We start from the raw sequence: 24,691 nt of genomic DNA on the forward strand, positions 1-24,691 counted from the left end.
CTGATTTTTCTATTACAAATAGGTATTTCTTGTACTCTTAAATACAATTTATTGAACCGTTTCCATTTTCAAAAAGGGGATAGGATTTTATGTTGTATATAGGAAGCAAAAGTGAGGATAAGTTCACTATCCTTAGGGTATATAGGATTATTATGAAAACAGAGCTAAAATAGGAGGTTTAAAAGATGTTATATACATATCGTAAAATAATCTTAGCTATTTGGATTATTTTCACACTAGCAATGGGATTATTCGCTCTAAAAATGCCTGGAATTCTTCAAGGTAGCGGCTTTGAGATGGAAGAGTCCTCTTATGACAAAACAAATGAGTTACTGGAAGAAAAATTCGACCAATCAGCATCTCCCTATATTCTCTTATTTGAGAATAAAGAGAATTTAGCGGAAAAGGATTTTAAACAAAAGATTAACCATGTATTAGATGATGTAAATGAAATTGATGGAATCAGCTCAATAGAATCGCCTTTAGAAAACGATTCACAATATAAAAAGGGGATTGCCTATGCCTCTATCTCTTTTAATGAAGACAAGCAAGAACCCGCAGATTATATTAAGGCATTAAAGCAGGAGATTGCGAACCAGGATGATATTTCTGCTTCTCTCACTGGCAGCCATGTCATTGAAGAAGATATGAGTAAGGCATCACAGAATGATTTAAAAAATGCAGAAATGATTGGGATTCCAGTAGCCATGATTGTTTTGTTACTGGCATTTGGCGGATTGGTTGCTGCCTCCATTCCACTCATGACTGGGATTGTAGCTGTTGTATCCTCAATGGGCATTATTTATTTCATAGGGACTAGTATTAATCTTTCCGTGTTTGTACTAAATGTTGTTCCCATGATTGGTTTAGCAGTCAGCATTGATTTTGCCCTTCTCTATATCCATCGATTCAGAGAAGAACTCCAGCATCATGAAGTCAGGAAAGCGGTCAGCAATACAAACAGAACCGCCGGAAAAGCCATTGCTTTTTCAGGAACATGTGTTGTACTTGGGCTCGCAGGTATGTTTTTCATTAATATTGATATATTCCGAAGTATAGCCGTCGGCGGTATAGTGGCTGTTTTCATATCCGTCATTTCGGCCCTAACCTTCCTGCCAGCTTTATTAAGCCTTATTGGCAAACATATTAACAAAGCTATGATTTTAAAAACAAAAGAAAACCCAGATAGTAAATGGAGAAGTTTTGCGAACTTCGTAATGAAACGACCCGTAATTACCGCTTTAGTAGCTTTACTAATTTTAATTATTGTAGCCACACCTATTCGAAATATAGATTTGGAAATACCTAATGCAGATTCTTTGCCGGCTGACAGTCAAACGAGAATTGCTTATGAAAAATTTGAAGACTCATTCCTTCCAAGCAATCAATCGAACGTACCGATTGTAATAGAAACAAAAGATCAAGAGGACCTATTATCAAAGGAATCCCTCGAGAACGTAGAAGCTTTTATCAATGAGCTTAAAGAAGATAGACTTGTTGATCAGGTTGATTCCATTTTCACTTATACAAATACAAAATCAGCAGATGAGTTATATCAAATCTTACAAACTGAACAGGCTAGAGAAAAATTGGCTCCCGTTCTTGAAAGAATTGTGAATAAGGATACTACTCATATAACCGTTAAACTTGATGCTGACTACAAAACGGCCAAAGCTAAGGATTGGGTTCGAGAAGCTGAGAATCGTGACATTCATCCAGAGCTGACTCATTCAATTGGTGGGCAGGCTAAATTTACACAGGAAATTTTCGATGAAATACAGGAGCAGGTTCCAAAAGGTTTATTACTCATTATTGTGGCTACCTACTTCATTTTATTCATTGCATTCCGGTCCGTACTCATTCCATTAAAAGCCATACTGATGAATATCTTATCCCTTGGTGCAGCCTTCGGAATTATAGTATGGGTTTTCCAATATGGTAATTTAGGAGTTGATCCTAATCCTATCGCACTCATGATCCCTATCTTAACTTTTGCAATTGTTTTTGGATTAAGTATGGATTATGAGGTCTTCTTAATCTCGCGTATTCAGGAAATATATCGAGAAACTGGAGATAACGATAAAGCTACCCTTGAAGGCTTAATCACAACAAGCAAAATTATCACTTCGGCAGCCGCTATTATGATTGCTGTTACAGGTGCTTTTGCTTTTACAGACATTGTACCGGTAAAACAGATCGGGGTTGGTGTGGCCTTAGCTATCTTTATTGATGCTACCCTTGTTCGTATGGTCCTTGTACCTTCACTGATGAAGCTGCTGGGTAAATGGAATTGGTGGTTCCCTGGAAAAAAGAAGACGAGAAAAAGTATGAATTGATGCCTATCAAATTCGCATCCGTGAACTGATTGGATTAAAATTCAACTGAAGGCTTTATCAATTTGGAGGTGTTTTGAAGATGAACAACCATGAAATTGAATACAAAATATACGGGGACGATATGCAATTTGTAGAAGTTGAGCTAGATCCGAATGAAACAGTCGTAGCCGAGGCAGGTAGCTTAATGATGATGGATGAGCAAATTCAAATGGAAACCATTTTCGGAGACGGTTCTTCCTCTCAATCTGGGATGATGGGCAAATTATTCAGTGCCGGAAAAAGGGTCCTGACTGGTGAAAGTTTATTTATGACAACTTTCACGAATGAAGGAACAGAGAAAAAACATGTATCATTTGCTTCTCCCTATCCAGGAAAAATCGTCCCGTTGGATTTAAGTGAATTAGAAGGAAAAGTTATTTGCCAAAAGGATTCCTTTTTGGCAGCTGCGAAGGGTGTATCAGTAGGAATTGAATTTCAGAAAAAAATCGGAGCTGGCTTTTTTGGCGGTGAAGGATTTATCATGCAAAAACTTGAAGGAGACGGAATCGCTTTCGTTCACGCAGGAGGAACACTTCATCAAAAAGTATTGGCACCTGGAGAAAAAATACGGGTAGATACAGGATGTATTGTTGCCATGACTAGGAATGTCGATTACGATATTGAATTAGCCAAAGGAATTAAAACCGCCTTATTTGGCGGAGAAGGCTTATTCTTTGCCACGCTGCGAGGTCCAGGAACAGTTTGGGTGCAATCACTTCCTTTCAGTCGCCTTGCCAGCAAAGTATTTTCCGCTATGCCTTCAAGAGGCGGATCAAGCGACGAAGGCAGTGTAGCAAAAGGACTTTTTGATATGTTTAATGGAAAATAAAGAAATAGCAATTTAGGAGTCCAATAGAAAATTTCTATTGGACTTTTTATTATAATTTAATGAATAGTATGTTAATTTAAAGTAAAGGAGTATTCTTATAAAATCTCATCTTTCACTACTTCAAAAAGAACAATCCACCTATTGATGTAATCGCACTTTTTTGCATCTTATTCTTAGGACAACTCATCTCTCATCTAGGACTTGTTATGATTGGTGTTCTTACCTTTTATTTGACCTGATCTCAATGTAGCTTCACCTTGGTATTAAGTGATATTAATCCGTTTATTCCTTATCCCTTGTCATTATTCTCTCTTTCATCGTCGGCATCATAATCAACTGGGTAAATCGTTTAGAGTTATGTTTATTGTCGGTCTGGTTTACTTTCTTCTAATCAGGTTCACTTCTATGTTCTTGCTATTTGGCCACTTTACTTTATGTCATTTATTTATCATCATTTTTTATGTCTAGCTATTCTTAAGAATCGTTTCTCTGGGATACACGCATAAATGAAATTCATATTTTCAACTAAGTTAAAAGAGTTAAAGAGGGATTGAATATGTTATAATTATGTTAATATAATAAATTTTCTGTAAAAGGGTGATGATATATGAGTATCTTAAATAAGATTCGAGCCATCAGTCCTACTGAAGAACTTTTATATAAGGCACTGGATGCAGACGAAAGCACTGATACAGAAACAATTATTCAACTTTTAGAAGACGCTTTGCTATCAGTCACTGATAAAACGCCAAAAAGGGTCATTAAAATGCTATTTCCTGCTACTATTCTTTTGGCTGATCAATATCTAGAAGTGAATAACCTTCAAAAAGCCAGAGATACATATGAAAAGGCCCTATCACTGGCTAAAACGGATACGGATAGGATGCATGTGCATGAAGCGATTGGAAAAATGAATTACTTACTGCATGATTATGAAAAATCAGCAAGCCATTATCTTAAATCCTTACAATATGCCTCTAAAAATACACCTACTGATGCGATGAAAAATGTCCATTCCAGTCTATTGCATCAACTCGGGCATGTATTACTCGATAACCATCGTTCTGTTACGGAGGAACAAAAAAAGCAAGCTGGTGAATATCACAAATATTTACTGAATCAGCCAAACTCCTATAACCTAACGAAATTAAATTACTATCGGGATATAGGGATGGATTGGTGGAAAGAGTTTCATCTATTTAACCAGTAAATAGTAAGACCGTGAATGATTATTTCCGGTCTTACTTCTTTTTATATCCAGAAATTTCGTTATAGCAGCAATTTACTTCATATCCCATCATAACGATCTTACTCCCCTTTTTTATTATGGAATATTTAACCTGTCCGTTAAATCAAGTATAATAAGATAACCTAGAAAAAAAGCGGAGAAAGCTGGTTTTAAATGATGATTTTACTTGAAAAGGAATTCTGGAAATTCAATATGGTTGGCATCGTGAATACAATTAACTATTATGTTTTGTATTTACTTTTTAAAGAGGGATTTCATATGAATTATATGACAGCCCATTTACTTGGTTTCTTTATCAGTATGATTGGTTCTTTTTATCTGAATTCCTATTTTACCTATCAAACAAAACCAACTTTGAAAAAGTTTCTGCAATTTCCTTTAACCTATGTCGTGAATATTATCGTTTCAACGCTGGCCATTTATATTTTAGTACAGTTGCTTTCCATCCATGAAAATATAGCGCCTATAATTGCTACCATTATTGCAATCCCCTTTACTTTTTTAATCTCAAAAATGATTCTTGCAAAAGAGTAAGGCATAGGACGAAAAAATCCTATAAAAGCACATCGTCACTGCTTTTATAGGATTTCAAGAAGCATTACTGGTGGTGCGTCTGAATAAATTTTGTATCTCTGGTATTAGCGCCAACCAATAATAAGGAGTGCGTACTCATTTTTCCGCTCGATAGCTTTTTTACCCCATTTAGAAACATACCATCCGTAATAGCCGTTGCAGAGAATAAGCAATCATCTGTACGAACAATCTCATCCAACTCGAAAACTTTTGTTGGATCTTCAATTCCCATCTGTACACATCGGTCGTATTCTTCCTGATTCATTGGAACAAGCTGCCCTTGAAAATCACCGCCTAAACATTTTAGTGCTGTCGCAGTGATGACACCCTCTGGTGCTCCGCCTGTCCCCACAAGCATATCTATTTCCATTCCATCAATGCCGGTTGCAATAGCACCTGTAATGTCAACATCAGAGAATAACTTTAACTTCGCTCCCATTTCCAGAACTTGTGTCATTAATAGATTATGCCGATCGCGGTCCTGTATCATAATGGTCAGTTCTTTTACGTCTTTCCCTAGAGCCTTCGCGACTGATCGCATATTATCTTTTAAGGAGGCATTCAAATGAATACATCCTTTTGCACCCGGCCCAACTGCTATCTTTTTCATATACATATCAGGAGCGTGAAGCATACTTCCGCTTTTGGCAGCAGCCAACACAGCCATTGAATGATTTTTCCCTTTAGACATTAAAGTGGTACCTTCCACTGGATCCACAGCAATATCAATGGCAGGACCATTCCCGCTTCCAAGCATTTCATTTATATAAAGCATCGGTGCTTCATCCATTTCCCCTTCACCAATTACGACTCTCCCACACATATCGATTTTATTTAAATGATGCCTCATCGCCTTTGTACCTGCACCATCCGCTTCAATCTTATTGCCCTTTCCTATCCAGGGATAAGAGGCAATCGCAGCCTGTTGTGTAACATTTAGCATTTCTTCTGCTATTTGCTTTATGGTGTGTTTTTTATTCGCATACATGGTGAACTCCATAATCAACTTCCCTCATTTAGTAGTCATTTTACCTATCTATTTTAGAGTCGGTTTATTTATTAAACAAGTTCATAATTTTGGCATTAAACGTTTTGAATAAGGGAGGCTTTGATTAAGAAATACGACCAGTATTTAATGAAAAAATAAAGGACAGCTATCTTTTTTTCGATAACTGTCCTTCTCTCTTAATATTCACTTAAGAATTGATCAACTAATTTAATATAGTTTTCTTTTGGGTAACTCATGTAGAGCCCTGAAGCCAATCTGACTGCATCTCCAAAGAAGAACCGTTCGTACAGGGATTGCCTCGATCCAAAGGCACTCATAGAAATATCCCAAGCCAACCGAAAAATCTTCACTTTTTCTTCAGCATCTATGATTGCTCCCTGTAAATATAGGTCTAGATCCGCACCAACTTCTGAAGAAAAATCCGCTTTTGTTGGAATAGCCATGAGCCCACTCGCTCCGATTAATTGGATGATTTCCATACACCTTGGATACAAACGAGCAAACAGCAAAATGGCTGCCTGTAAAGGATTCGCATCCGGCACCATTGTTCCCCATTTGTCTACTTTGGCATTCAATTCTGATGCCAGCAGCAATGCCTTTAATGATTCCATTCCTACATAGATTTCGCTGATTTTTTCATGTATATGCTGATACTCGCCCACCTGAATCGAGTCGATTAGCTTTTGGGCAACACCCATAATCATTTCCAATTTAATGATTCTCCGGCTTGTAACCTGATGGACAGCTAATAGATGAAAACTGCTTTCCTGATATATTTTTTGGGCGATGATAGGATTCTCGTAAAATAATACTCTATCCCATGGGACCAATACCTGATTAAACACGACAAGAGTGTCCACTTCATCAAATCGGGAGCCCAAAGGATGATCAAATGCTGAATCCCGATAGTTAAAAGGTTCTCTGCCTATAAATTTCAACCCCGGCGTGTTGCTTGGGATGGAAAAACCATAGGCCAAATCTTTATTATGCCCAGCAGCATTTGAAGGGAAGACAAGTATTTCATCTGTAATTCCTCCCTGCGTCGCTAAAAGCCGGGCACCATTTATAACAATCCCATCGTCCTTTATATCAGTCGTCTGCGCTGATATCGTCTGGGTGAAGTTTTCCGCATAATAAGATGAGCGATTTACTTGCGGATTGATAAATGTATGGGTGAATGATAAATCGTGTTCGCGAGCATTCTCAAAAATCAACTTCATATTTTTGGTGAAGCGTTCATCCTGTTCTGAAAAAATAGTGGATGCTGATGCAAATGCCATCATCACCGTGTTCATATAATCAGGTGATCTTCCTAAAAATCCTCCGCTCGACGTAGCCCATATTTGTGTCATCAGTCTTCTTTTTTCTAAATCCTCTTTAGTTTTTGGTTCTAAAAAAGAAGTCCCAACCAGATTACCGGTAACAGGTGAGCGGAAGGTCATGATATCCCGGTTAGATTCCTTGAGCTGTAAATCAAATAAAGCAGCCTGACTCTTCATAACCCCTTTAAAAGCCTGATGTTCAGAAATTTTACCATTCACTTTTTCTCCATCTATCCAAATCGATGAATGAAGACTGTCTATCTTTTTGATGTATTCCGATCCAGATCTTATCGGCATAATACTCCCACCCTTATAAATTCAGATACAATAGACTATGAACATACTTTTTCAATGTATGTACGATGGTCTATAAATAATCCAAAGGGCTTGGTCCTTCTTTTACAACCAATCGTTTATCCTTTACCTGCCTGGAAACCTGGATATTGAGTCATTCCACCATCCACAAATAAACTTAATCCTGTTACATAGCTTGCCTCCTTCGATGCAAGCCATACTGCACAAGCCGCAACCTCTTCAGGCTTACCGATATATCCCATAGGAATGAGATCAAGGACTTGTTGCTTCGCTTTTGGATCATTGAATTTTTCTTCATTGATTGGTGTATTGATGGCTCCTGGGCAAATATTATTTACGCGAATTCCTTTTGGTGCGTATTCTAAAGCAAGAGTTTCACTCATCAATTTCACTCCGCCCTTACTAGCTGCATAGTGAACAAAATGAGGCCACGGAATCTGCTCATGAACAGATGACATATTAATGATAGAACCTTTTATTTGATGGTCAATCATATACTTGATAGCTTCTCTGCTTCCTAAAAAACACCCAGTAAGATTAGTAGAAATAACTTTATTCCAGTCTTCCAAGCTTAATTCATGTGAAGGTACTTCATTTTCCATCCCGGCATTATTAATCATGACATCAAGCGTGCCAAACGCCTCCACGGTTTCTTTTATTAACCTTTTAACATCCTCTTCTTTCGAAATATCCGCTTGAACAGTAATTGCATCCCCACCACATGCTTTAATCTTTCGAACGATCTCATCTAAATCCTTTTTAGTCGATCGATAATTAACAACTACTTTCGCTTTTTCTTCCCCAAAACGGATAGCCATAGCTTTTCCAAGCCCTTTACTTGCTCCCGTTATAACGACAACCTTACCTTCTAAATCTTTATACATTGTTGTTTCTCCTCTCAACTATTATTTTTTCGTATATCCTAATAAAACGCCTCCGGCAATAACAAGGAAACATCCCGCAATTACCATTATTAATCTTTTCTTACTTTTTTTCTCTCCTAATAAGAATATCCCGCCAAGAGTAGAAATTACGATACCTGTTTGAGATAATGAATAGCTCGTAGCTACACCGATTTTTGGCACTGATAGGAGAAGCGCAATATTACCTGTAGCCCAAACAAGGCCAGAAAGCATATTCCGAATCGAATATTTATTAAATGCACGCTTCCAAAATGCTAATAAAAGACCGACAGATAGCATCCCTATTGCCTGTGGAAGTATAGCTGACCACCCATCGATGTCATACCATCTTATTATGACAACATAGCCTACATATCCTAAAGACGATAATATCAACGTAATCATGCCTTTTTTAAACTGGCTTCCTTCTTCATCGCTATCATTACCAATTGAATTAAGAACCACGCCAGCAATTAAACAGCAAAGTGCTACTATACCAATAATAATTTGAGTCTTCGTACTCCATTCATTAAAAACAATAGACCCGAATAGAGATGTACCTATTAATTGCATCCCCGTAGATATCGGCACAGTTTTAGAAACTCCTATATATTTGACACTTATAAACTGCCCTGTTTGTCCGATTGCCCACAATCCACCTGAGATTATGCCTACAATCCAAACCGTTCTATTAAACTCGGGATCAGAGAAAAACAGCATAATAATAGCAAAGAAAAATGCTCCCATTGTGATTCCCAATGTTTGACTATATGGATTACCACCAAGTTTCATACTAATTAATACTAAACTGCCCCAACATACTGCAGCTATTAACGCTAACAAAATTCCTGACATATTTACCCCACTTTCTACCCTTAAAGTATCTTTTTACTTATGTATTGATATAAAATACCCCTATTTACCTATCAGAAAACGTTAGGTTGATTTTCCTATTTATAAATCATTCTTTATTTATCGCTTGCTCATTATGTATAAATAACAGAATTATCAAAATACTCCTTTTGTGATATCTCGAATCTCGTCGCTTTGTCATGGGCTATCATTTATTTCAGGGAGGAATTAGTTTGAAATCGAAAGTAATTAATCTGTTTTTTGTCACAGGATTGATCATTAGCCTCTTTTCTTTTCATCCTCAGTCAAAGGCGAGTGCCGCTGAAAACGAAGGCAATGATTATCCAATTGTTCTGGTCCATGGTTTAGGTGGATGGGGAGAAGGCGAATTTTTAGGTTACAATTATTGGGGAGGATTAAAGGATGTAGAGCAGTATTTAGAAGCTCAGGGACATGAAACCTTTGTCGCAAGTGTCGGTCCAGTAGCCAGCAATTATGATCGTTCCGCAGAACTCTATTATTATATTAAAGGCGGCACGGTTGATTACGGCGCAGCTCACGCCAAACAGCATGGACATTCACGTTATGGGCGCACATATGAGGGGGTCTATCCTGAGTGGGATGCCGAACATCCAGTTCATCTGGTCGGCCACAGCATGGGAGGATTAACCACACGTGGTTTGGTCGATCTTCTTGAAGACGGCAGCGCGGTAGAACGTGACTATTATCTGGCCCATCCAGAAGAGAGTATGTCTCCTCTTTTTGAAGGCAATAAATCCTGGGTGCACAGTGTAACCAGTGTAGCTACTCCCCATAACGGTTCAACCTATGCAGATGATGAAAATAGAATCATATCTTTTGTTAAAGATTTAGTCATCAGTGTCGGCAGTATAACGGGAATCAGCCAAGAAAATCTAGTATATGATTTTAAACTCGATCATTGGGGCATTCGTAGAGAGCCCGGGGAATCTTTCAAATCATACCTCTCTAAAGTAATTAACAGTAAAGTTTGGGAAAGCACTGATATAAGTGCATATGATTTAAGTACACCAGGGGCGGCTGTACTCAATGAAGAAGTAGAAACAAAATCGGATGTTTATTATTTTTCATATACTGGCCAAACCTCCAAAAAAGATCTTTTGACAGGTCACCATAAACCATCTATTTATACACACACATTCATGTATCAACCGACCAGTTTCTTAGGGAAATTCAGTAGAACCAATCCAAATGATGGGCCAATTATTGATAAATCCTGGTGGCCTAACGATGGACTGGTCAGTACTATATCTTCATTCTACCCATTTGGCCATCCAGCAAAAGCTTATAATGGAATAGTGGAAAAAGGCAAATGGAATTACTACCCTATTAAGAGTAATTGGGATCACATTGATTTTATCGGTATTCTTAGCCTAAGCAGCAAAACGAAGGCTTTTGACGTATATCCTTTATATAAAGAAATAGCCGAAAATGCACATTCATTAGATAAGTAACTCTTTCTATACTAAACTCAACCTATAAAACTAATTTTATGCCAAGTTCACTATTCCGTGAACTTGGCCTTTTTTGCCCAAATGATTGTTGAAAATATCTATTGGCAAATATCATTCACCTAAGTCCCATTTATCAAACATCACATGTGTTTCATTCTCGTCTATATCATAACTAATACTCATATACAGTTCTCCATCGAACCCTTCTTTCAACCAGGAAAACGACAAATCATTCCAATCATTTCCACGTTCTTTGTCTTCTCCATCTGAATGTTCTACCATCCATCCCTTTGCAGTGAGCTCTTTCCTATAAAATTCGTAAATTTCCTTACTGTGATTACCTTTGATGTAATAATAGTTTCTGTCTGGTTTTAATCCTTCATATAAAGGAATGTCTTTTTCTTTCTCTGGAATGATACTCATGCCAGCATAGACATCATTTGTCACATTTTGATATGTAAACCAAGCACCAAAAAGGATTAAGATGATACTTCCCCATAATAAAAAAACCTTTTTATTCATGTTATCCCCCTTTCAAGACATCTTGTTAATTTAATGAATGCGAAGAATTTTATATGTATATCTTACCATTTTTACATTAATATCCAGAAATATATATACAAACATATCAGTTTCATGCACACAACAAGAGTATGATAGAAATCCAACTATAAATCCAGCACAAAACAATTCATATTCCATGCAGAAGACAGACTCGTGAAGAAATCCAACCCCATACACTAGTTGAGCATTAATATTTAAATCAAAATGAAAAACACATAGTAAACGAATATTCTATATTTTCTAAATAAATATTGCAATATTGTGAAAATGGTATAAAATTACATAATGGGAAAAGGAGGTTATCCATGGGGTTTAAACAGTTTCACCGTACGATTAAAATACGAATTATTGAGTCTTTTTTAAGCTCCGCCATTGGAGGTATGATATTTCCGTTCATGGCGATTTATTTATCTTCACATTTTGGAGTCAAAAAGGCAGGACTCTTATTGCTAATCAATGTGTTTGTTGGCATAGCGATTAATTTCTTCGGAGGCTATTTTTCAGATAGTTTTGGTAGAAAAAAATTAATCGTCTTTGCTGAATCTCTTCGTTTTCTAGCATTCTTAACGATGATGATCTGTAATTCACCTTGGTTTACAGAACCGCTAATTACATTTTTTATGATGACCATTAATAGTATATGCTGGGGCTTAGCCGGGCCGGCAAACCAGGCAATGCTGATTGATGTCAGCCGCCCCGAGGAACGCAAATCGATGTATACAATCATGTATTGGGCAAACAATCTATCCATCGCCTTTGGTGGAGCACTCGGCGGATTTATGTTTAGAGAATACTTCTTTGAATTACTCCTCGCTCTCTCTATTACTTCATTGATAGCATGGACCTTGATTACATTCTTTATTGATGAAAGCTACATACCGAATAAAACGGAGAAAAAAACACCCAATCAACATATTAAACAATTATTCTCTAATTATCATTCTGTCTTTAAAGATAAGATTTTTATTATGTATGTATTGGCCGGCATCTTTGTTCTACAAATGGAATTTCAATTAACAAGTTATATGAGTATCAGATTGTCTGAAGATCTGCCCCTCCAAAATTTATTTGGAATTGAATTTGGCGGGATTGAGATGGTTGGATTCCTGCGTACAGAAAACACTATTCTTGTCGTTATTTTAGCCTTGTTTGCAACAAAGCTCATTTCGAATTTGAACGATAGAAACGTATTAATTACCAGTTGTATTGTCTTTGTAGCAGGTTATGCTGTGATTTCTTACTCCAATAATATTTGGTTATTATTCGGAGCAATGATCGTGGCTACCGTTGCTGAAGTAATGCGTGTTCCTGTCCAACAAAATTACATGGCGAATTTGCCTCCTGAACATGCGCGGAGCTCTTATTTAGCAGTAAACGGATTAACCTATAATGTATCCAATTTAATCTGTTCTCTAACGATTACGCTAAGTGCCTATCTATCCAATTTAGCTACATCTATTTTTATTACAGGTATTGGAATAGCCGGCATTCTAATCTTCATCAAGATCATTCCGGCTCTGGATCAAAGAATTCACCCGGAAACCAATTCAGAGATTAAGACTCAAATGAGCCTAACTGAATAAATGGTGAAATTCTGTTTGCTATAATCATCATATGCGGATACTTTTATGAAACACCGACTTTTCTTTTTTCATAGCATCGTATATATTAAAAAGCTCAGAGCCTATTGTCTCTGAGCTTTTTATCTGCGTAAGAAGTAAAACTGAGCACACTATTCAACTAAGTCATCCATAAGAGCTTGTACACATTTTTCCCTTTTTTCAGTCTGTGTTAAATCAAGCTCATACTTGCCGTCCTTTTCAATAAGAACATCCCCAGTTTTTACGTCACTAGGTAATTTTCCTATCTCGATATCCACCATGCTCTGATCAGATCTCTCGCAGACTGCCATATCGCCTTCAAACCGATTAACAATTAATCTCATCTCATGTTCCTCCCTTATTTTGATGTAAAAGATAAAAGGGTCACTTTTCTCCTTTTTAAAAAGACTATTATTTCTCCTTGGAAATATGCGATTGGCTGGATTTTGGCCGAATTCGGCTGGATTCATGACTACTTCGGCTGGATTTTTTCTGTTATCCGCTCTATTCCCTTTCACTTCGGCTCTATTCCACTCTACTCTGCTGTACTTCTTATTAGTTTTTTAAAAAAGGGCTCACTTTTCCCTTGTAAAGAAGCGATTGGCTGGATTTTGGCCGAATTCGGCTGGATTCATTGACTACTTCGGCTGGATTTTTCCTGTTATCCGCTCTATTCCCTTTCACTTTGGCTCTATTCCACTCTCCTCTGCTGTACTTTTTATTAGTTTTTTTAAAAAAGACTCACTTTTCCCTAGTAAAGAAGCGATTGGCTGGATTTTGGCCGAATTCGGCTGGATTCATGACAACTTCGGCTGGATTTTTCCTGTTATCCGCTCTATCCCTTTTACTTCGGCTCTATTTCGTTTACTTTGATTTCACAATAAATACACAAGCTAACACTTAATAGAATGTTATGATTATTTTAAACGCCAGTTGGAAAGGAACAAAACTTATGATTCTAAAAAACAGGGAAAAACCGGAGAAAATGCTGAAACTAGAAGCTTTGCTTAACCGATTACCTACTAACCATTATCAGAGAGCAAAAGTAGAACAAGATCTTGCAAGAATAAATGCTGGATATAAAGGAGAAGCTTCTCTAGATTATTATTTAAGTTTCCTTAATGAAAAAGAATACTTTATTCTTCATAATGTTCGCCTTACCAATAAAACATATTCCTTCCAAATTGATACCCTCATTCTAACTCCGTATTTTATTCTCATCATTGAAGTGAAAAATATAACTGGGACTATTCTAATTGACTCTGTATTTAGGCAGCTTATTCGTACGTTGAATGGTACCGAGAATTACTTTCCACTTCCTGAAGATCAAGCTTATCATCAAAGAATTCAATTACTACAATGGTTGCAACATCATAAACTGCCAACCCCTCCAATTGAAATAGTAGTTGTATTTGTTAATCAGAACTGCATTTTAAAAAGTGATGGTTCTTATCCTAAGACTAATCAGTCATCCTCCATCATTCGCAGTACAAGTCTTTTGCAAAAAATCGAACAGATTGAAATTAAACATACAAAAGAACTTCTCTCCAAAAAAGAGATTCGGAAAATAGCATCACTTATCAATAAACATCATGCCTCTCATACACTTGATATTCTGCTAACCTACCAAATTAACCGAAAGGAACTTATTGTTGGAATTCAATGCCCTGAATGTACAATATATTCTATGCTAAGAAAGCAAGGTAAATGGTATTGTCCTGTTTGTGGAACGACCTCAATACATGCACATCTGCAAGCCTTACAAGATTACGCCTTGATTGTTGGTTCATTTATTTCTAATAAAGAGATCCGAGAATTTTTATGTATTTCCTCCAACTCAATAGCACGGAAGTTAATGAAATCATCTAATATCCCCTCAATTGGTTCTACGAAAGACAAACAATATCAGTTGGAACTATTGCATACTACAATTAATTAGCACGGTTAAATGATAACTACGAACACCTAATAAAAAAGGCAAAAAAAAAGACGATATATTAATATCCGTCTTTAAAGCATTTATTTCGTATTAAATTTACAGTATTATTTTTCCCTTTTATTTTTAGAAAGGAAATAGAATGCAGCCACTAATAAAATAATAATTGCCGCTATTACGTATTTATACATTCCACTTAATAATAAACCTGCCGGTATTAATGTTAAGATAAAAAAATATATAAAGTTCCCAAGTGCTGTTCCAATATTGCCTTCAGAATTGAAAAACGAGCTCCCTATACCCTGAATTCAGTCTTCTCAGACCATTTTTAGGGTCAATTCTAAAAGTCACTCTACTCGAGATTATATCAAAATAATTGATATTTCCCAGGTAATAAAAAAGAAGGCCTATTTAGGTCTTCTCTCTCTTCAGCTCATAATTGGTGAATAGCTTTAGGTATTAGAGTACCCTGAACATCTTTATTTAGTACTGTCCCCTAATTTTTTGTCGATAAATTACAATAATTGTAAAATAACAAGGACTTCCATTAGTAGAGGTCCTCTTTAGTTCAATTCTTTAATATATAGGCAACCTTATCAATAGCATCTTGCATTTTTCGACTGTTTTTCAAGTACATCTGTTTGTCTTCCTGATCATCGGTTGAATGGGCAAATAATTCTAAATCTGCCTGACATTTTTTCATTGTGGCATATAAAAGTGGTTTCTCTTGCAGAGAGGGTACCTTCATTTTATCATCGAATAAATCTATGGTTAACTCACCAGAAGCATTTATTTGCCCTAAAAACACATTATCTAATGACATATCCATTTTAGCTAGTTCAGTATGTACCCAAGAACGGCTTTTACCAATGCTTACAAGCGGTTCGTCTAAGATAACCCCGTCCATAATAACCGTTCTTGTTTCTTTTTCCTTTGGTACCTTTATGTTCATATCTTTTGGTGTTAGTGGCCTGTTTTCTCTTTTCAAAAGGACATTCAAAGTTCCGTTTGCTTCTAACACTGCGTATTCTACTTCTGCAATATCGAAAACACCATTTTTACGTAACATTTCTAAAAATTCATCAGCAGTTACTTTTTCTTTTTTTAAATTATTCTCCAGAACCTTACCATCCTCCATAATAACTGTACCTTTCCCATCAACAATATCACGGAATTTTTTGCTTCTAAGAGTGATATGGTTTGAGGCATAAGGAATGGCTGCTGTCGCTACAATAGCAATGATTCCTAGATGGATTTTTTGGTCAAGCCCTGTTACAACTTCTGCACCGATATTCCCTATCGTTATTCCGGTAACATACTCAAACATTGATAACTGAGCTATTTGCTTTTTCCCAAGGATTTTGGTGATCACAAATAAAATTATCAAAAAAAGAACAGATCTTACTATGACATCTAACCAATCAGGCATTCTCCATTCACATCCTAAATGAGCTAAAGTATTTTCAGCTCGTTAATCCATCGTATGAACCTGTTTTTTAATATCTGTAACAATTTCTCCGACAAGTAGCATCGCTTCGTGTAAATCATCGGTAGACTCTTTTTGGACTGTCTCTAATGCTAAAATTGATAGACTTGCTTCAATTCCTTCAAGACTAGCCAAGCATGTCTTTATTGTAGTCACATTTTTTACCTCCTTGAACAACATTAAGGTGACCATCCATTTAACTTTATTTTGTGATGGTAAATTTACTTTTATACATTCCTGTGTAAAGTCTGATTCCATCTACCGACAATGGTTAATTAGCGGTAATCAATATGTATTAATAATCTTGAAAATAAAAAAAAGCATATTTCATACGAAATATACTTCAAAAATTTTATTCATATATATTATTATTCGCAAGTTCCTTCAGCCTATCTATATCTTTAACAAAAAGTTTACCATTCGATCTGCTAATTATATCTTCATTGCAAAAGTTTTTAATCACTCGATTCAAATGTCGATAGCTTGTTCCAACCATATCCGCAATATCCTTTAAACTTGAGCCTACAGCTTCTTCATGATAAACCGATCTCTCACCATCTGTAGTTGTTGATAATAAAAAGCTGGCTAATCTTACTTCTACAGGATATAAAAGATTTAATGTTGCTGCATCTGTTTTGGCACGGAATCTACGTGTAACCACATCCAGTAAGAATGACAGGAATCTTGGATCGTTCCCTACAGTATTTCTAATTGTTTGGTACGGTATTTTGAATACGAGGCAATCAGAGCTAGCTTCAATCGTGTGAAGCACAAGCGTACCTTGTATATACTCAATATCCCCAATAATTCCTAATGATTTTTGAAACCGTAATATTAAACGTTTATCATCAGGTGTAATGGTGTATATTTTAACTTTGCCTTCAACAAGGAAATACATATCGTTGATTTCATCACCTTTGGAACAAATCAACTGTCCTTTTCTTATTTGCAATACATCAATATCATTAAATTGAATGCCAGAGAAAATCTCGCACATATTATACTTTTTTAGATACTTTAAAATGCTTTTCTCTTTTTCAGCTTTTTGCATCAGATGCTTCACCTTCAATTATTTTACCTTCATTAGTCAATAATTATTATGAAAATACGAATAGAAGTATAGCTTTTATGCTGTGATTGGTAAATATATAATGATTTCCAAACAAAATAGAGTGACTTAAATACTAAAGCCACTCTGTTTTATATCTATCGTTAGGCAATCAGGATATGTTCTTTAATGGTTTCAATGACACCTGCTTGATTATTAGTTTTTGCTTCAAATCTAGCAATCTCTTTTATTTTTTCATGGGCATTTCCCATTGCAAAGCTATAATACGCACTTTGCATCATTTCAATATCATTTAAATAATCACCGAATACCATTGTTTCATCGGGCTGTATATTTAAAAGCTCTTGGACTCGCTTTATGGCAATACCTTTATTGGCACCCGGATTCATAATATCCATCCAATAATAGCCACCGATTGTCACTTGATAATCATTTTTAAACTGTGTAAAGTAGGTTGCACTGTTTTGCTCAGCCCCTTTAAAGTCAAGAAGGCTTACCTTTAAAATCTCATCCTCCAAATGCATCAAATCATCGACCAACTCACATCGAGCATAATATTTATTAACTTCTACAAGGGCCTCTGGTGCTGAATTTTCGATATAGGCAGCTTTTTTTCCACATAGGACGATATGTACTCCCTCTATATTTCTCGCCATTTCTACAAATTTCTTTGCTTCTTCTAATTTTAGTGTTTGGGAATATAGCTCTTTCCCTTTATATACGACATATGTTCCGTTCTCCGCAATAAATAGCATTTGTTCCTGTATATCGTGGAATCTCTCCACAAGATTATAATATTGACGTCCACTGGCCGCTCCAAAAATGATATCTTTCTCTTTTAATTTATGAAAAATATTATAAAAATCCTTAGGAAATTGGTTATGATCATCTAAAAATGTACCGTCCATATCTGTTGCTATCAACTTTATCATCCGATAACCCTCTCTCTTCTCTGGTAGTTAGGTATAAATTGATTATAAATGACTTCCACCCTTTCCACATGATTCAAAACAATTTCTATTCAATAAATATACGATTCTATTTTCTGAAAAATTATATATTTCTTTTAAATTTTATTTAGGACATATGTCCTTGTAAGTCCACATGTTATGTCAGTATAATTCTTCAAGGTTAATGGTTATAAATTTCACCATTGAGCAAAATGAAAGTAAATAAATAAAAAGATTGAGGGGTTATTTTAATGAGCATTATTCTCGGTATTCTCGGAATTGCATTGTTTATAGGAATTTCCTATTTATTTTCCAATGATAAAAAGAATATCAATTTTAAAGCTGTTGCCATCATGATTGGTATCCAGTTAGTTCTAACATTCTTGTTATTAGGTACAACTATAGGCTTAAAAGTAGTTGATGCGATTGCTGGAGCATTCAATAAATTATTGAGTTACTCCCAGGAAGGTATAGACTTTGTTATCGGCGGATGGATTCCTGAGGGAGGTTCTCCATTCTTCGTAAATGTCTTGATGCCAGTTATCTTTACATCTGCATTATTATCTGTACTTACACATTACAAAATTCTTCCTTATATTATTAAATATATTGGCGGACTTATTTCAAAAATCACTGGCTTACCGCAAGTAGAAAGCTTCAATGCCGTTAACTCTATATTTTTCGGCCAATCAGAAGCCATCCTAGCAATTAAAAGTCAAATTGGTAAACTAAATTCAAACAGACTATTTATTGTTTCAACATCAGCAATGGCAAGCGTATCTGCAGCGTTAATTGCATCCTATATGACTATGCTGCCTGCAAAATTTGTCTTAATCGCTATTTTCTTGAATATGTTTAGTGCATTAATCATTACTTCTATCATGACACCAGTTAAAGCAACGAAGGAAGATAGTGAAATCGATATTGACGACATGGTTCAAACAAAAAATGTTTTTGAAGCCATTGGTGCCGGCGCATTAGACGGTGGAAAAGTAGTCGTAATCGTAGCAGTTATGTTAGTAGCGTACTTAGCGATTTTAGGACTATTAAATGGAATTGTCGGTGGAATTGTTGGTGTTGATTTAACGACAATTGTTGGATATATCTTATCTCCAATTGCTTTCATTATGGGTATCCCAGCAAGTGAAATGATTACAGCTGGTTCTGTAATGGGTACAAAATTATTAGCAAACGAATTTGCTGCCATTTTACAATTCCAACCTTTAATGGCAGACTTGTCTGAGAAAGCAGTTGCTGTTATCTCTACATTCTTAATTTCATTCGCTAACTTCTCATCCATTGGTATTATTAGCGGATCCATTCAAGCGATCAATGGCGCAAAAGCAAAAGAAGTAAGCTCATTTGGTTTTAAACTATTCCTCGTAGCTACAATGGCTTCCATTCTTTCTGCTACAATAGTAGGTCTATTTATCTAAAATCATTTGGATAGGATTATTGGGAATTACCAGTATCCTATCCTTTTTTATTTAGTCACTTTCGATCATGCCGACACAAAGATTGATTTCCTCTACTTCTCCTTAAATTTTCTTTAAAAAATCGTAATGAAAAGTCAAAGAACGGTTACCCTAATCCTATTCAATAAAAAAGGAGTGGGTATGATGGGTAAAGACAGACAGGAAAAGAAACTAAGAAACAGCAAGCGTGTTGAATCTGACCGTGATCCAGATCTACACAATAATGGTTCTACACGTTTGGATACACCTGATGAAGCACGAAAAGATCAATAAATTTTACCGTTATTTCGGTTAAATTCTTAACCTATTGACCTTAATACCAGGAGGCTTTCCATGTTTTATAATCTCATGAAAACCTTACATCTCGGGATAATTGGCGGTTCTCTCTATCTGTTAGTGGAGTTGATTTGGCGTGGACATACTCATTGGACAATGGGATTACTTGGCGGAATTTGTTTCACAGTATTCGGATGTCTCACTCTAATTAAAATCCCTCTCTATATGAAAGCCTTGGTTGGTACTCTTTTAGTGACCTTCTTAGAATTATGCGCCGGTTTCATTTTAAATATATGGCTAAAGCTGTCTATATGGGATTATAGCGGCCTTCCTTATAATTTCTATGGACAAATTTGTGTGCCATACGCTCTTTTATGGCTACCTTTATCAATAGTGGGAATTATCCTGTACCCTCGTTTACATTCTTGGTTGTTCCAGAAAAATCAATCTCAACTTCGCATAAATTAAATCAGGACCAATCACATTATTGGTCCTTTTCCTTATCAATCATTAACCTGAACTGGGCCTCTGTTACGATAGGTACCTTTAGGGATTGTGCTTTTCTATATTTGACCGTTCCTATTCCTTTTTCCCCTACTAAAAGAAAATCTGTTTGGTTCGTAACCACCCCTGCCAATATCCCACCCGATTGTTCGATTAATTTCCTGAATTCATATCTTCTGATTGAAAGGGTACCAGTAATAACAATGGTTTTACCTTCTATCCCCTTCTTCTGATAATCTTTTTCGGATCCCCGCTTCATCTTACAATTCATACTCATACAATATAGCTGCTCAGCATCGCTCTTTAATTTAGCCCCACATTTAGGACAATTTATTGGTTCCGTTATACTAATCTCTGTGCCTGTCCGTTTTTCTATCTCCACCCCTATAAGGGTGTGGACATCTTGCATTAAGACTTGATCGCCAATTCGAATATCCATTAATTTAATTTCAGAGTAATTAGGCAACCGGAGAGAGAAATAACGGTCACCTGCCATATCAATCGCTTTTATTTTTAAAATAGGATTAATTTTTCCTGTGGAATCGACTTTAGGAAAGCAATCTTCAACGGTTAGAACCACTTTATCTGGTGAAAACGGTAGTATTAATCCGTCAGTAAAACCATGAGAATCAGCAGTTAGTATTTGTAGACCTGATATGGAATAGCCAATCTCCATCCGATGATACTCCAGAAAGGTATCATAATACCTCCTTATTTCTTTATAGTTTTCTAGCCGTTCATGATAAACTACGTGAAACCCCTGATTTAGAAGAAATTCCAACCGTTCCATCTCGGTAAGAATATTTTCATTATCATAATCATTAATATCAACAATACTTGAGACAATTGCCCTTAATTTATTCTGCTCACCATCCATCTGCCGTACCATTAGTTTCTTCGTTAAATCCTTATGATCTAAATACTCGCCTTTCATATTCATCTTTTCAAAATCTGAAAATGTATGAATGACGTATGCCCTAACACTTACGAATCCAGTAAACGGAATCTTGTCAGGTACATCCACACTTGCTCGAACCACATGAGTCACATCCAAACCAAGATGTTCTTGATCCATCATAGTTATCTTCTGAAGCTGCCCCTTTTGATAGTTCATATCGACTTTCAACCCATTAATGAGTAGTTTAATCAGCAATGGAGAGGAAGTATGTTCTATATATTGTTTTACTATTTGAAAGAGTTTTTCTGTATGCATTAATCTGCGTCCTTTAGAAAATCCTATTTAACCTGCAAATTTCAGGTCATTCTATATTTTAGCAGGTTGTTTGCCAATTTGATTAACGGAAAATTTTACATCTATAACCTGAAGTAAATTGAGATTATACTCAGAAAATCAGGTCTCCAAAGATAATCAAAACGAATCAGCCAAACTAAAAATGTTTAATCAATCATAAGAGAAATATTCTTTTCAAGTGAAATAAACGTTATCGTTTATTAGAATATATATAGATGTTTTGTCTTTTAGACAAATTGATACAAATAATATGCGTGTTGTAATGAAGAAATTGGTTAAAAGGATGTGAACAATGAAAAAGTGGATGATGATTATGGTTATTCTCATACTGGCTATTCTGATTGCTGCCAGTTTTTACTTTTATAATGTGGCTGTTGATCGCTCTGAAAAGGATTTTCTGAATGATAATCCAGACTTAGAGGTCTCAACCGATAACTCTCTGCAGGATCAAGCAATTACATGGATGAATAATTCGAACTTTGAAACTGTATCGATTACTTCTGTGGATGGTCTTAAATTAAAAGGCTATTACTTGGAAGCTGATAAACCAACGAATCAAACCGTGATTATTGCGCATGGATACGCTGGCAAGGCGAAGAATATGGCTGAATATGCAAAATATTATCATAAAATGCTAAACTATAATGTACTTATGCCAGATGCGCGTGGCCATGGTGCAAGTGAAGGGGACTATATTGGATTTGGCTGGCCTGAGCGCAAGGATTATCTTCAATGGATTGATTATATAATCGATCGTAAAGGAGAAGATTCAAGTATCGTCCTGCACGGTGTTTCTATGGGGGCATCTACTGTTTTAATGACTAGCGGTGAGAAGCTGCCGAGTCAAATAAAAGCGGTCATTGCTGATTGCGGATATACATCTGCTAAAGATGTTCTCTCCTATCAAATGAAAAGGATGTACCGTCTTCCAAGTTTCCCACTTGTACAAACAACAAGTTTATTAACAAAAATCCGAGCAGGCTATTCATTTGGAGAGGCTTCAGCCATTGAACAGGTTAAGAAAACGAATCTGCCTATTCTTTATATCCATGGGGAAGGAGATACCTTTGTTCCAGTTGAAATGGTACATGAACTTTATGCGGCTACTCCTACAAAAAAAGACTTGTATCTAGTTCCGAAAGCAGAACATGGCAATGCCTATGATAGGAACCCAGATTTATATGAAGAAAAGGTACACTCGTTTTTAGATGAGTATATGCCGAATGAATAAAAAAACCCTTGCACTCCATCCATCAGGAGAACAAGGGTTTTCCAATTTATTTTCGTTCTTTTCTCTTTCTGATATACCAAATGATACATAGGACAAATAACAGAGCAAGTAATGCATAAATGACATTCGAAAAAACGTCCATATAATTCACGATTTCATGCCAATTTTCCCCTACACTTGCTCCCAATGAAACCAAAATAGTATTCCACACAACCGTACCTATTGTTGTGAACAGAAGGAACAATGGGAAATTCATATTGGACATCCCCGCAGGAATAGAAATCAAGCTTCTTATCAAGGGAATAAGACGGCAAAATAAAACGGTCCAAATGCCATATTTATCAAACCAGGCATCAGCCTTATAGATATCTTCTTTTGTAAGACGAAGAATTTTCCCATACCGATCAATAATTTTCTCCAATCGACTGACATCAAGCAATCGGCCAATATAGTATAATATGACCGCTCCGGAAACCGAACCAATTGTCGATACCAATATGACTCCAAATACCGTTAAAGTCGTTTGATGGGTCATAAATCCCCCAAATGTTAAAATCACTTCAGATGGAATCGGAGGAAATACATTTTCTAAGGCAATTAGAAAAAATACACCCCAATATCCGAATTGATCCATTAAATCCATAATCCAAGACTCCAATTGGACCATCCTTTCTATAATTCAGTTATGCGATAATGACCAATCAGAAATACTCTTAAGTACTATCAAAATATTCCTTCCTTGGACAATCATAGTAATCTCCATTGTACTATATCATCACAAAATAATCAGAAAGTAAAATAAATAACACTTATCTTTATGAGCTCTCTTTCCTAAAATTCTTATTGCCCACAGTGAATATAAGGATATCTTGCTTACCTTAATCGTTTCTCGTATTTATTAAATCCATCAGCAGAGCCCACCAATTTGTATCCACATGTTTGATAAAATTGATTCAGCTTACGGTTAGTCGACACACAATCCAGCCTTAGATATATGTACTGATCGGCGAACATTTCTTCCATCCACTGAATCATTTCAGACCCTAATCCATTTCCCTTATAGTCCGTACTTACGGCAAGGCGATGTAAATATAAGGAGCTGTCCTTTCGCTCCCCCCATATATCAATATCCCAATCACTTTGCACGGGTGAAATAGTAAATGTTCCTACTAGTTGATCATCGCATTCAGCTATATAGGTCTCTTTGTTAAGGATGGCTCGCTCTATTGCATCATCCTCTCCTCCGGATAATAAATAAGACCACTGATTGATTTCTTTTGATTTAAGCCAAGAAGCAACCTCTCTTAAGAAATCGACAATCTGTTTTGTTTCTGTATTTTTGGCTAATCGAATTTGCAGGTTCATCTCTTGCTCATTCCTTTACAGTAAATAATTCTTGTATGAACAGTCTTGGTACAGTATTCTATA

25 protein-coding genes are annotated in these 24,691 nt (G+C 36.1%); 12 read left to right on the forward strand and 13 right to left on the reverse strand.

Annotated features, from left to right (window positions below; translation table 11 throughout):
* The first annotated feature begins 185 nt into the window (after positions 1 to 185).
* The 4 genes from AC58NB_RS11650 (at position 186) to AC58NB_RS11665 (ending at position 4,987) form a co-directional block, all read left to right on the forward strand.
* Positions 186 to 2,336, forward strand: coding sequence for an MMPL family transporter (locus tag AC58NB_RS11650; protein ID WP_497426999.1), 2,151 nt, complete (start codon positions 186 to 188; stop codon positions 2,334 to 2,336).
* A 79-nt stretch (positions 2,337 to 2,415) separates the two neighbouring features.
* Positions 2,416 to 3,204, forward strand: coding sequence for a TIGR00266 family protein (locus AC58NB_RS11655; RefSeq protein ID WP_497427000.1), 789 nt, complete (start codon positions 2,416 to 2,418; stop codon positions 3,202 to 3,204).
* A 607-nt stretch (positions 3,205 to 3,811) separates the two neighbouring features.
* On the forward strand, positions 3,812 to 4,414 hold the full coding sequence (locus tag AC58NB_RS11660) for a tetratricopeptide repeat protein (protein ID WP_497427001.1): 603 nt from the start codon (positions 3,812 to 3,814) through the stop codon (positions 4,412 to 4,414).
* 231 nt (positions 4,415 to 4,645) lie between these two features.
* The gene (locus AC58NB_RS11665) at positions 4,646 to 4,987 is read left to right on the forward strand and encodes a GtrA family protein (protein ID WP_497427050.1); all 342 of its coding nucleotides are present in this window, start codon (positions 4,646 to 4,648) and stop codon (positions 4,985 to 4,987) included.
* Between the two features lie 64 nt (positions 4,988 to 5,051).
* On the opposite strand, the gene glpX is transcribed toward AC58NB_RS11665, so the two are convergent.
* The 4 genes from glpX to AC58NB_RS11685 all read right to left on the reverse strand — a co-directional run bounded on the left by glpX (position 5,052) and on the right by AC58NB_RS11685 (position 9,429).
* Positions 5,052 to 6,026, reverse strand: coding sequence for a class II fructose-bisphosphatase (gene glpX / locus AC58NB_RS11670; protein WP_497427002.1), 975 nt, complete (start codon positions 6,024 to 6,026; stop codon positions 5,052 to 5,054).
* Positions 6,027 to 6,211: 185 nt separating this feature from the next.
* Positions 6,212 to 7,654, reverse strand: a complete 1,443-nt coding sequence (gene hpaB, locus AC58NB_RS11675; RefSeq protein ID WP_497427003.1) for a 4-hydroxyphenylacetate 3-monooxygenase, oxygenase component — start codon at positions 7,652 to 7,654, stop codon at positions 6,212 to 6,214.
* 116 nt (positions 7,655 to 7,770) lie between these two features.
* Positions 7,771 to 8,556, reverse strand: coding sequence for a glucose 1-dehydrogenase (locus tag AC58NB_RS11680; RefSeq protein WP_497427004.1), 786 nt, complete (start codon positions 8,554 to 8,556; stop codon positions 7,771 to 7,773).
* Between the two features lie 21 nt (positions 8,557 to 8,577).
* Positions 8,578 to 9,429 (reverse strand): GRP family sugar transporter, encoded by an 852-nt coding sequence (locus tag AC58NB_RS11685; protein WP_497427005.1) that lies wholly within the window; start codon positions 9,427 to 9,429, stop codon positions 8,578 to 8,580.
* A gap of 230 nt (positions 9,430 to 9,659) precedes the next feature.
* Between AC58NB_RS11685 and AC58NB_RS11690 the strand changes: the two genes are divergently transcribed.
* Entirely contained in the window at positions 9,660 to 10,919 is a 1,260-nt protein-coding gene (locus AC58NB_RS11690) for an esterase/lipase family protein (RefSeq protein ID WP_497427006.1), read from the forward strand.
* Between the two features lie 111 nt (positions 10,920 to 11,030).
* On the opposite strand, the gene AC58NB_RS11695 is transcribed toward AC58NB_RS11690, so the two are convergent.
* Positions 11,031 to 11,441, reverse strand: coding sequence for a hypothetical protein (locus tag AC58NB_RS11695; protein WP_497427007.1), 411 nt, complete (start codon positions 11,439 to 11,441; stop codon positions 11,031 to 11,033).
* 347 nt (positions 11,442 to 11,788) lie between these two features.
* Here AC58NB_RS11695 and AC58NB_RS11700 point away from each other — a divergent pair, with 347 nt between their 5' ends.
* Positions 11,789 to 13,066 carry an MDR family MFS transporter gene (locus tag AC58NB_RS11700; protein WP_497427008.1) on the forward strand — a complete coding sequence of 426 codons (1,278 nt, stop codon included), beginning with the start codon at positions 11,789 to 11,791 and terminating at the stop codon, positions 13,064 to 13,066.
* A 149-nt stretch (positions 13,067 to 13,215) separates the two neighbouring features.
* On the opposite strand, the gene AC58NB_RS11705 is transcribed toward AC58NB_RS11700, so the two are convergent.
* Entirely contained in the window at positions 13,216 to 13,428 is a 213-nt protein-coding gene (locus tag AC58NB_RS11705; RefSeq protein WP_497427009.1) for a DUF3006 domain-containing protein, read from the reverse strand.
* 256 nt (positions 13,429 to 13,684) lie between these two features.
* Between AC58NB_RS11705 and AC58NB_RS11710 the strand changes: the two genes are divergently transcribed.
* A complete protein-coding gene (locus AC58NB_RS11710) occupies positions 13,685 to 13,957 on the forward strand; it encodes a hypothetical protein (protein WP_497427010.1) in 273 nt (90 codons plus the stop codon).
* Between the two features lie 40 nt (positions 13,958 to 13,997).
* Positions 13,998 to 15,023: a nuclease-related domain-containing protein gene (locus AC58NB_RS11715; protein ID WP_497427011.1), complete on the forward strand. Its 1,026-nt coding sequence runs from the start codon at positions 13,998 to 14,000 to the stop codon at positions 15,021 to 15,023.
* Positions 15,024 to 15,588: 565 nt separating this feature from the next.
* Here AC58NB_RS11715 and AC58NB_RS11720 read toward each other — a convergent pair.
* The 4 genes from AC58NB_RS11720 to AC58NB_RS11735 form a co-directional block, all read right to left on the reverse strand.
* Positions 15,589 to 16,449 (reverse strand): DUF421 domain-containing protein, encoded by an 861-nt coding sequence (locus AC58NB_RS11720; protein ID WP_497427012.1) that lies wholly within the window; start codon positions 16,447 to 16,449, stop codon positions 15,589 to 15,591.
* Positions 16,450 to 16,491: 42 nt separating this feature from the next.
* Positions 16,492 to 16,662: a DUF1657 domain-containing protein gene (locus tag AC58NB_RS11725; protein ID WP_497427013.1), complete on the reverse strand. Its 171-nt coding sequence runs from the start codon at positions 16,660 to 16,662 to the stop codon at positions 16,492 to 16,494.
* A 196-nt stretch (positions 16,663 to 16,858) separates the two neighbouring features.
* Positions 16,859 to 17,557 carry a Crp/Fnr family transcriptional regulator gene (locus AC58NB_RS11730; RefSeq protein WP_497427014.1) on the reverse strand — a complete coding sequence of 233 codons (699 nt, stop codon included), beginning with the start codon at positions 17,555 to 17,557 and terminating at the stop codon, positions 16,859 to 16,861.
* A gap of 161 nt (positions 17,558 to 17,718) precedes the next feature.
* Positions 17,719 to 18,507, reverse strand: a complete 789-nt coding sequence (locus AC58NB_RS11735) for an HAD family hydrolase (protein ID WP_497427015.1) — start codon at positions 18,505 to 18,507, stop codon at positions 17,719 to 17,721.
* A 269-nt stretch (positions 18,508 to 18,776) separates the two neighbouring features.
* Here AC58NB_RS11735 and AC58NB_RS11740 point away from each other — a divergent pair, with 269 nt between their 5' ends.
* The 3 genes from AC58NB_RS11740 to AC58NB_RS11750 all read left to right on the forward strand — a co-directional run bounded on the left by AC58NB_RS11740 (position 18,777) and on the right by AC58NB_RS11750 (position 20,744).
* A complete protein-coding gene (locus tag AC58NB_RS11740; protein WP_497427016.1) occupies positions 18,777 to 19,961 on the forward strand; it encodes a NupC/NupG family nucleoside CNT transporter in 1,185 nt (394 codons plus the stop codon).
* Between the two features lie 183 nt (positions 19,962 to 20,144).
* Complete coding sequence (locus AC58NB_RS11745; protein ID WP_497427051.1) at positions 20,145 to 20,273, forward strand: YpzI family protein; 129 nt, start codon at positions 20,145 to 20,147, stop codon at positions 20,271 to 20,273.
* A 60-nt stretch (positions 20,274 to 20,333) separates the two neighbouring features.
* On the forward strand, positions 20,334 to 20,744 hold the full coding sequence (locus AC58NB_RS11750; protein ID WP_497427017.1) for a putative ABC transporter permease: 411 nt from the start codon (positions 20,334 to 20,336) through the stop codon (positions 20,742 to 20,744).
* Between the two features lie 16 nt (positions 20,745 to 20,760).
* Here AC58NB_RS11750 and AC58NB_RS11755 read toward each other — a convergent pair whose 3' ends face one another.
* Positions 20,761 to 21,993: a BRCT domain-containing protein gene (locus AC58NB_RS11755; RefSeq protein WP_497427018.1), complete on the reverse strand. Its 1,233-nt coding sequence runs from the start codon at positions 21,991 to 21,993 to the stop codon at positions 20,761 to 20,763.
* A gap of 331 nt (positions 21,994 to 22,324) precedes the next feature.
* Here AC58NB_RS11755 and AC58NB_RS11760 point away from each other — a divergent pair, with 331 nt between their 5' ends.
* Entirely contained in the window at positions 22,325 to 23,263 is a 939-nt protein-coding gene (locus AC58NB_RS11760; protein ID WP_497427019.1) for an alpha/beta hydrolase, read from the forward strand.
* A gap of 46 nt (positions 23,264 to 23,309) precedes the next feature.
* On the opposite strand, the gene AC58NB_RS11765 is transcribed toward AC58NB_RS11760, so the two are convergent.
* The gene (locus AC58NB_RS11765) at positions 23,310 to 23,921 is read right to left on the reverse strand and encodes a DedA family protein (protein WP_497427020.1); all 612 of its coding nucleotides are present in this window, start codon (positions 23,919 to 23,921) and stop codon (positions 23,310 to 23,312) included.
* Positions 23,922 to 24,136: 215 nt separating this feature from the next.
* Positions 24,137 to 24,628, reverse strand: coding sequence for a GNAT family N-acetyltransferase (locus AC58NB_RS11770; RefSeq protein WP_497427021.1), 492 nt, complete (start codon positions 24,626 to 24,628; stop codon positions 24,137 to 24,139).
* Between the last annotated feature and the right edge of the window lie 63 nt (positions 24,629 to 24,691).

The organism is Pradoshia sp. TA40_28, from assembly GCF_059694525.1.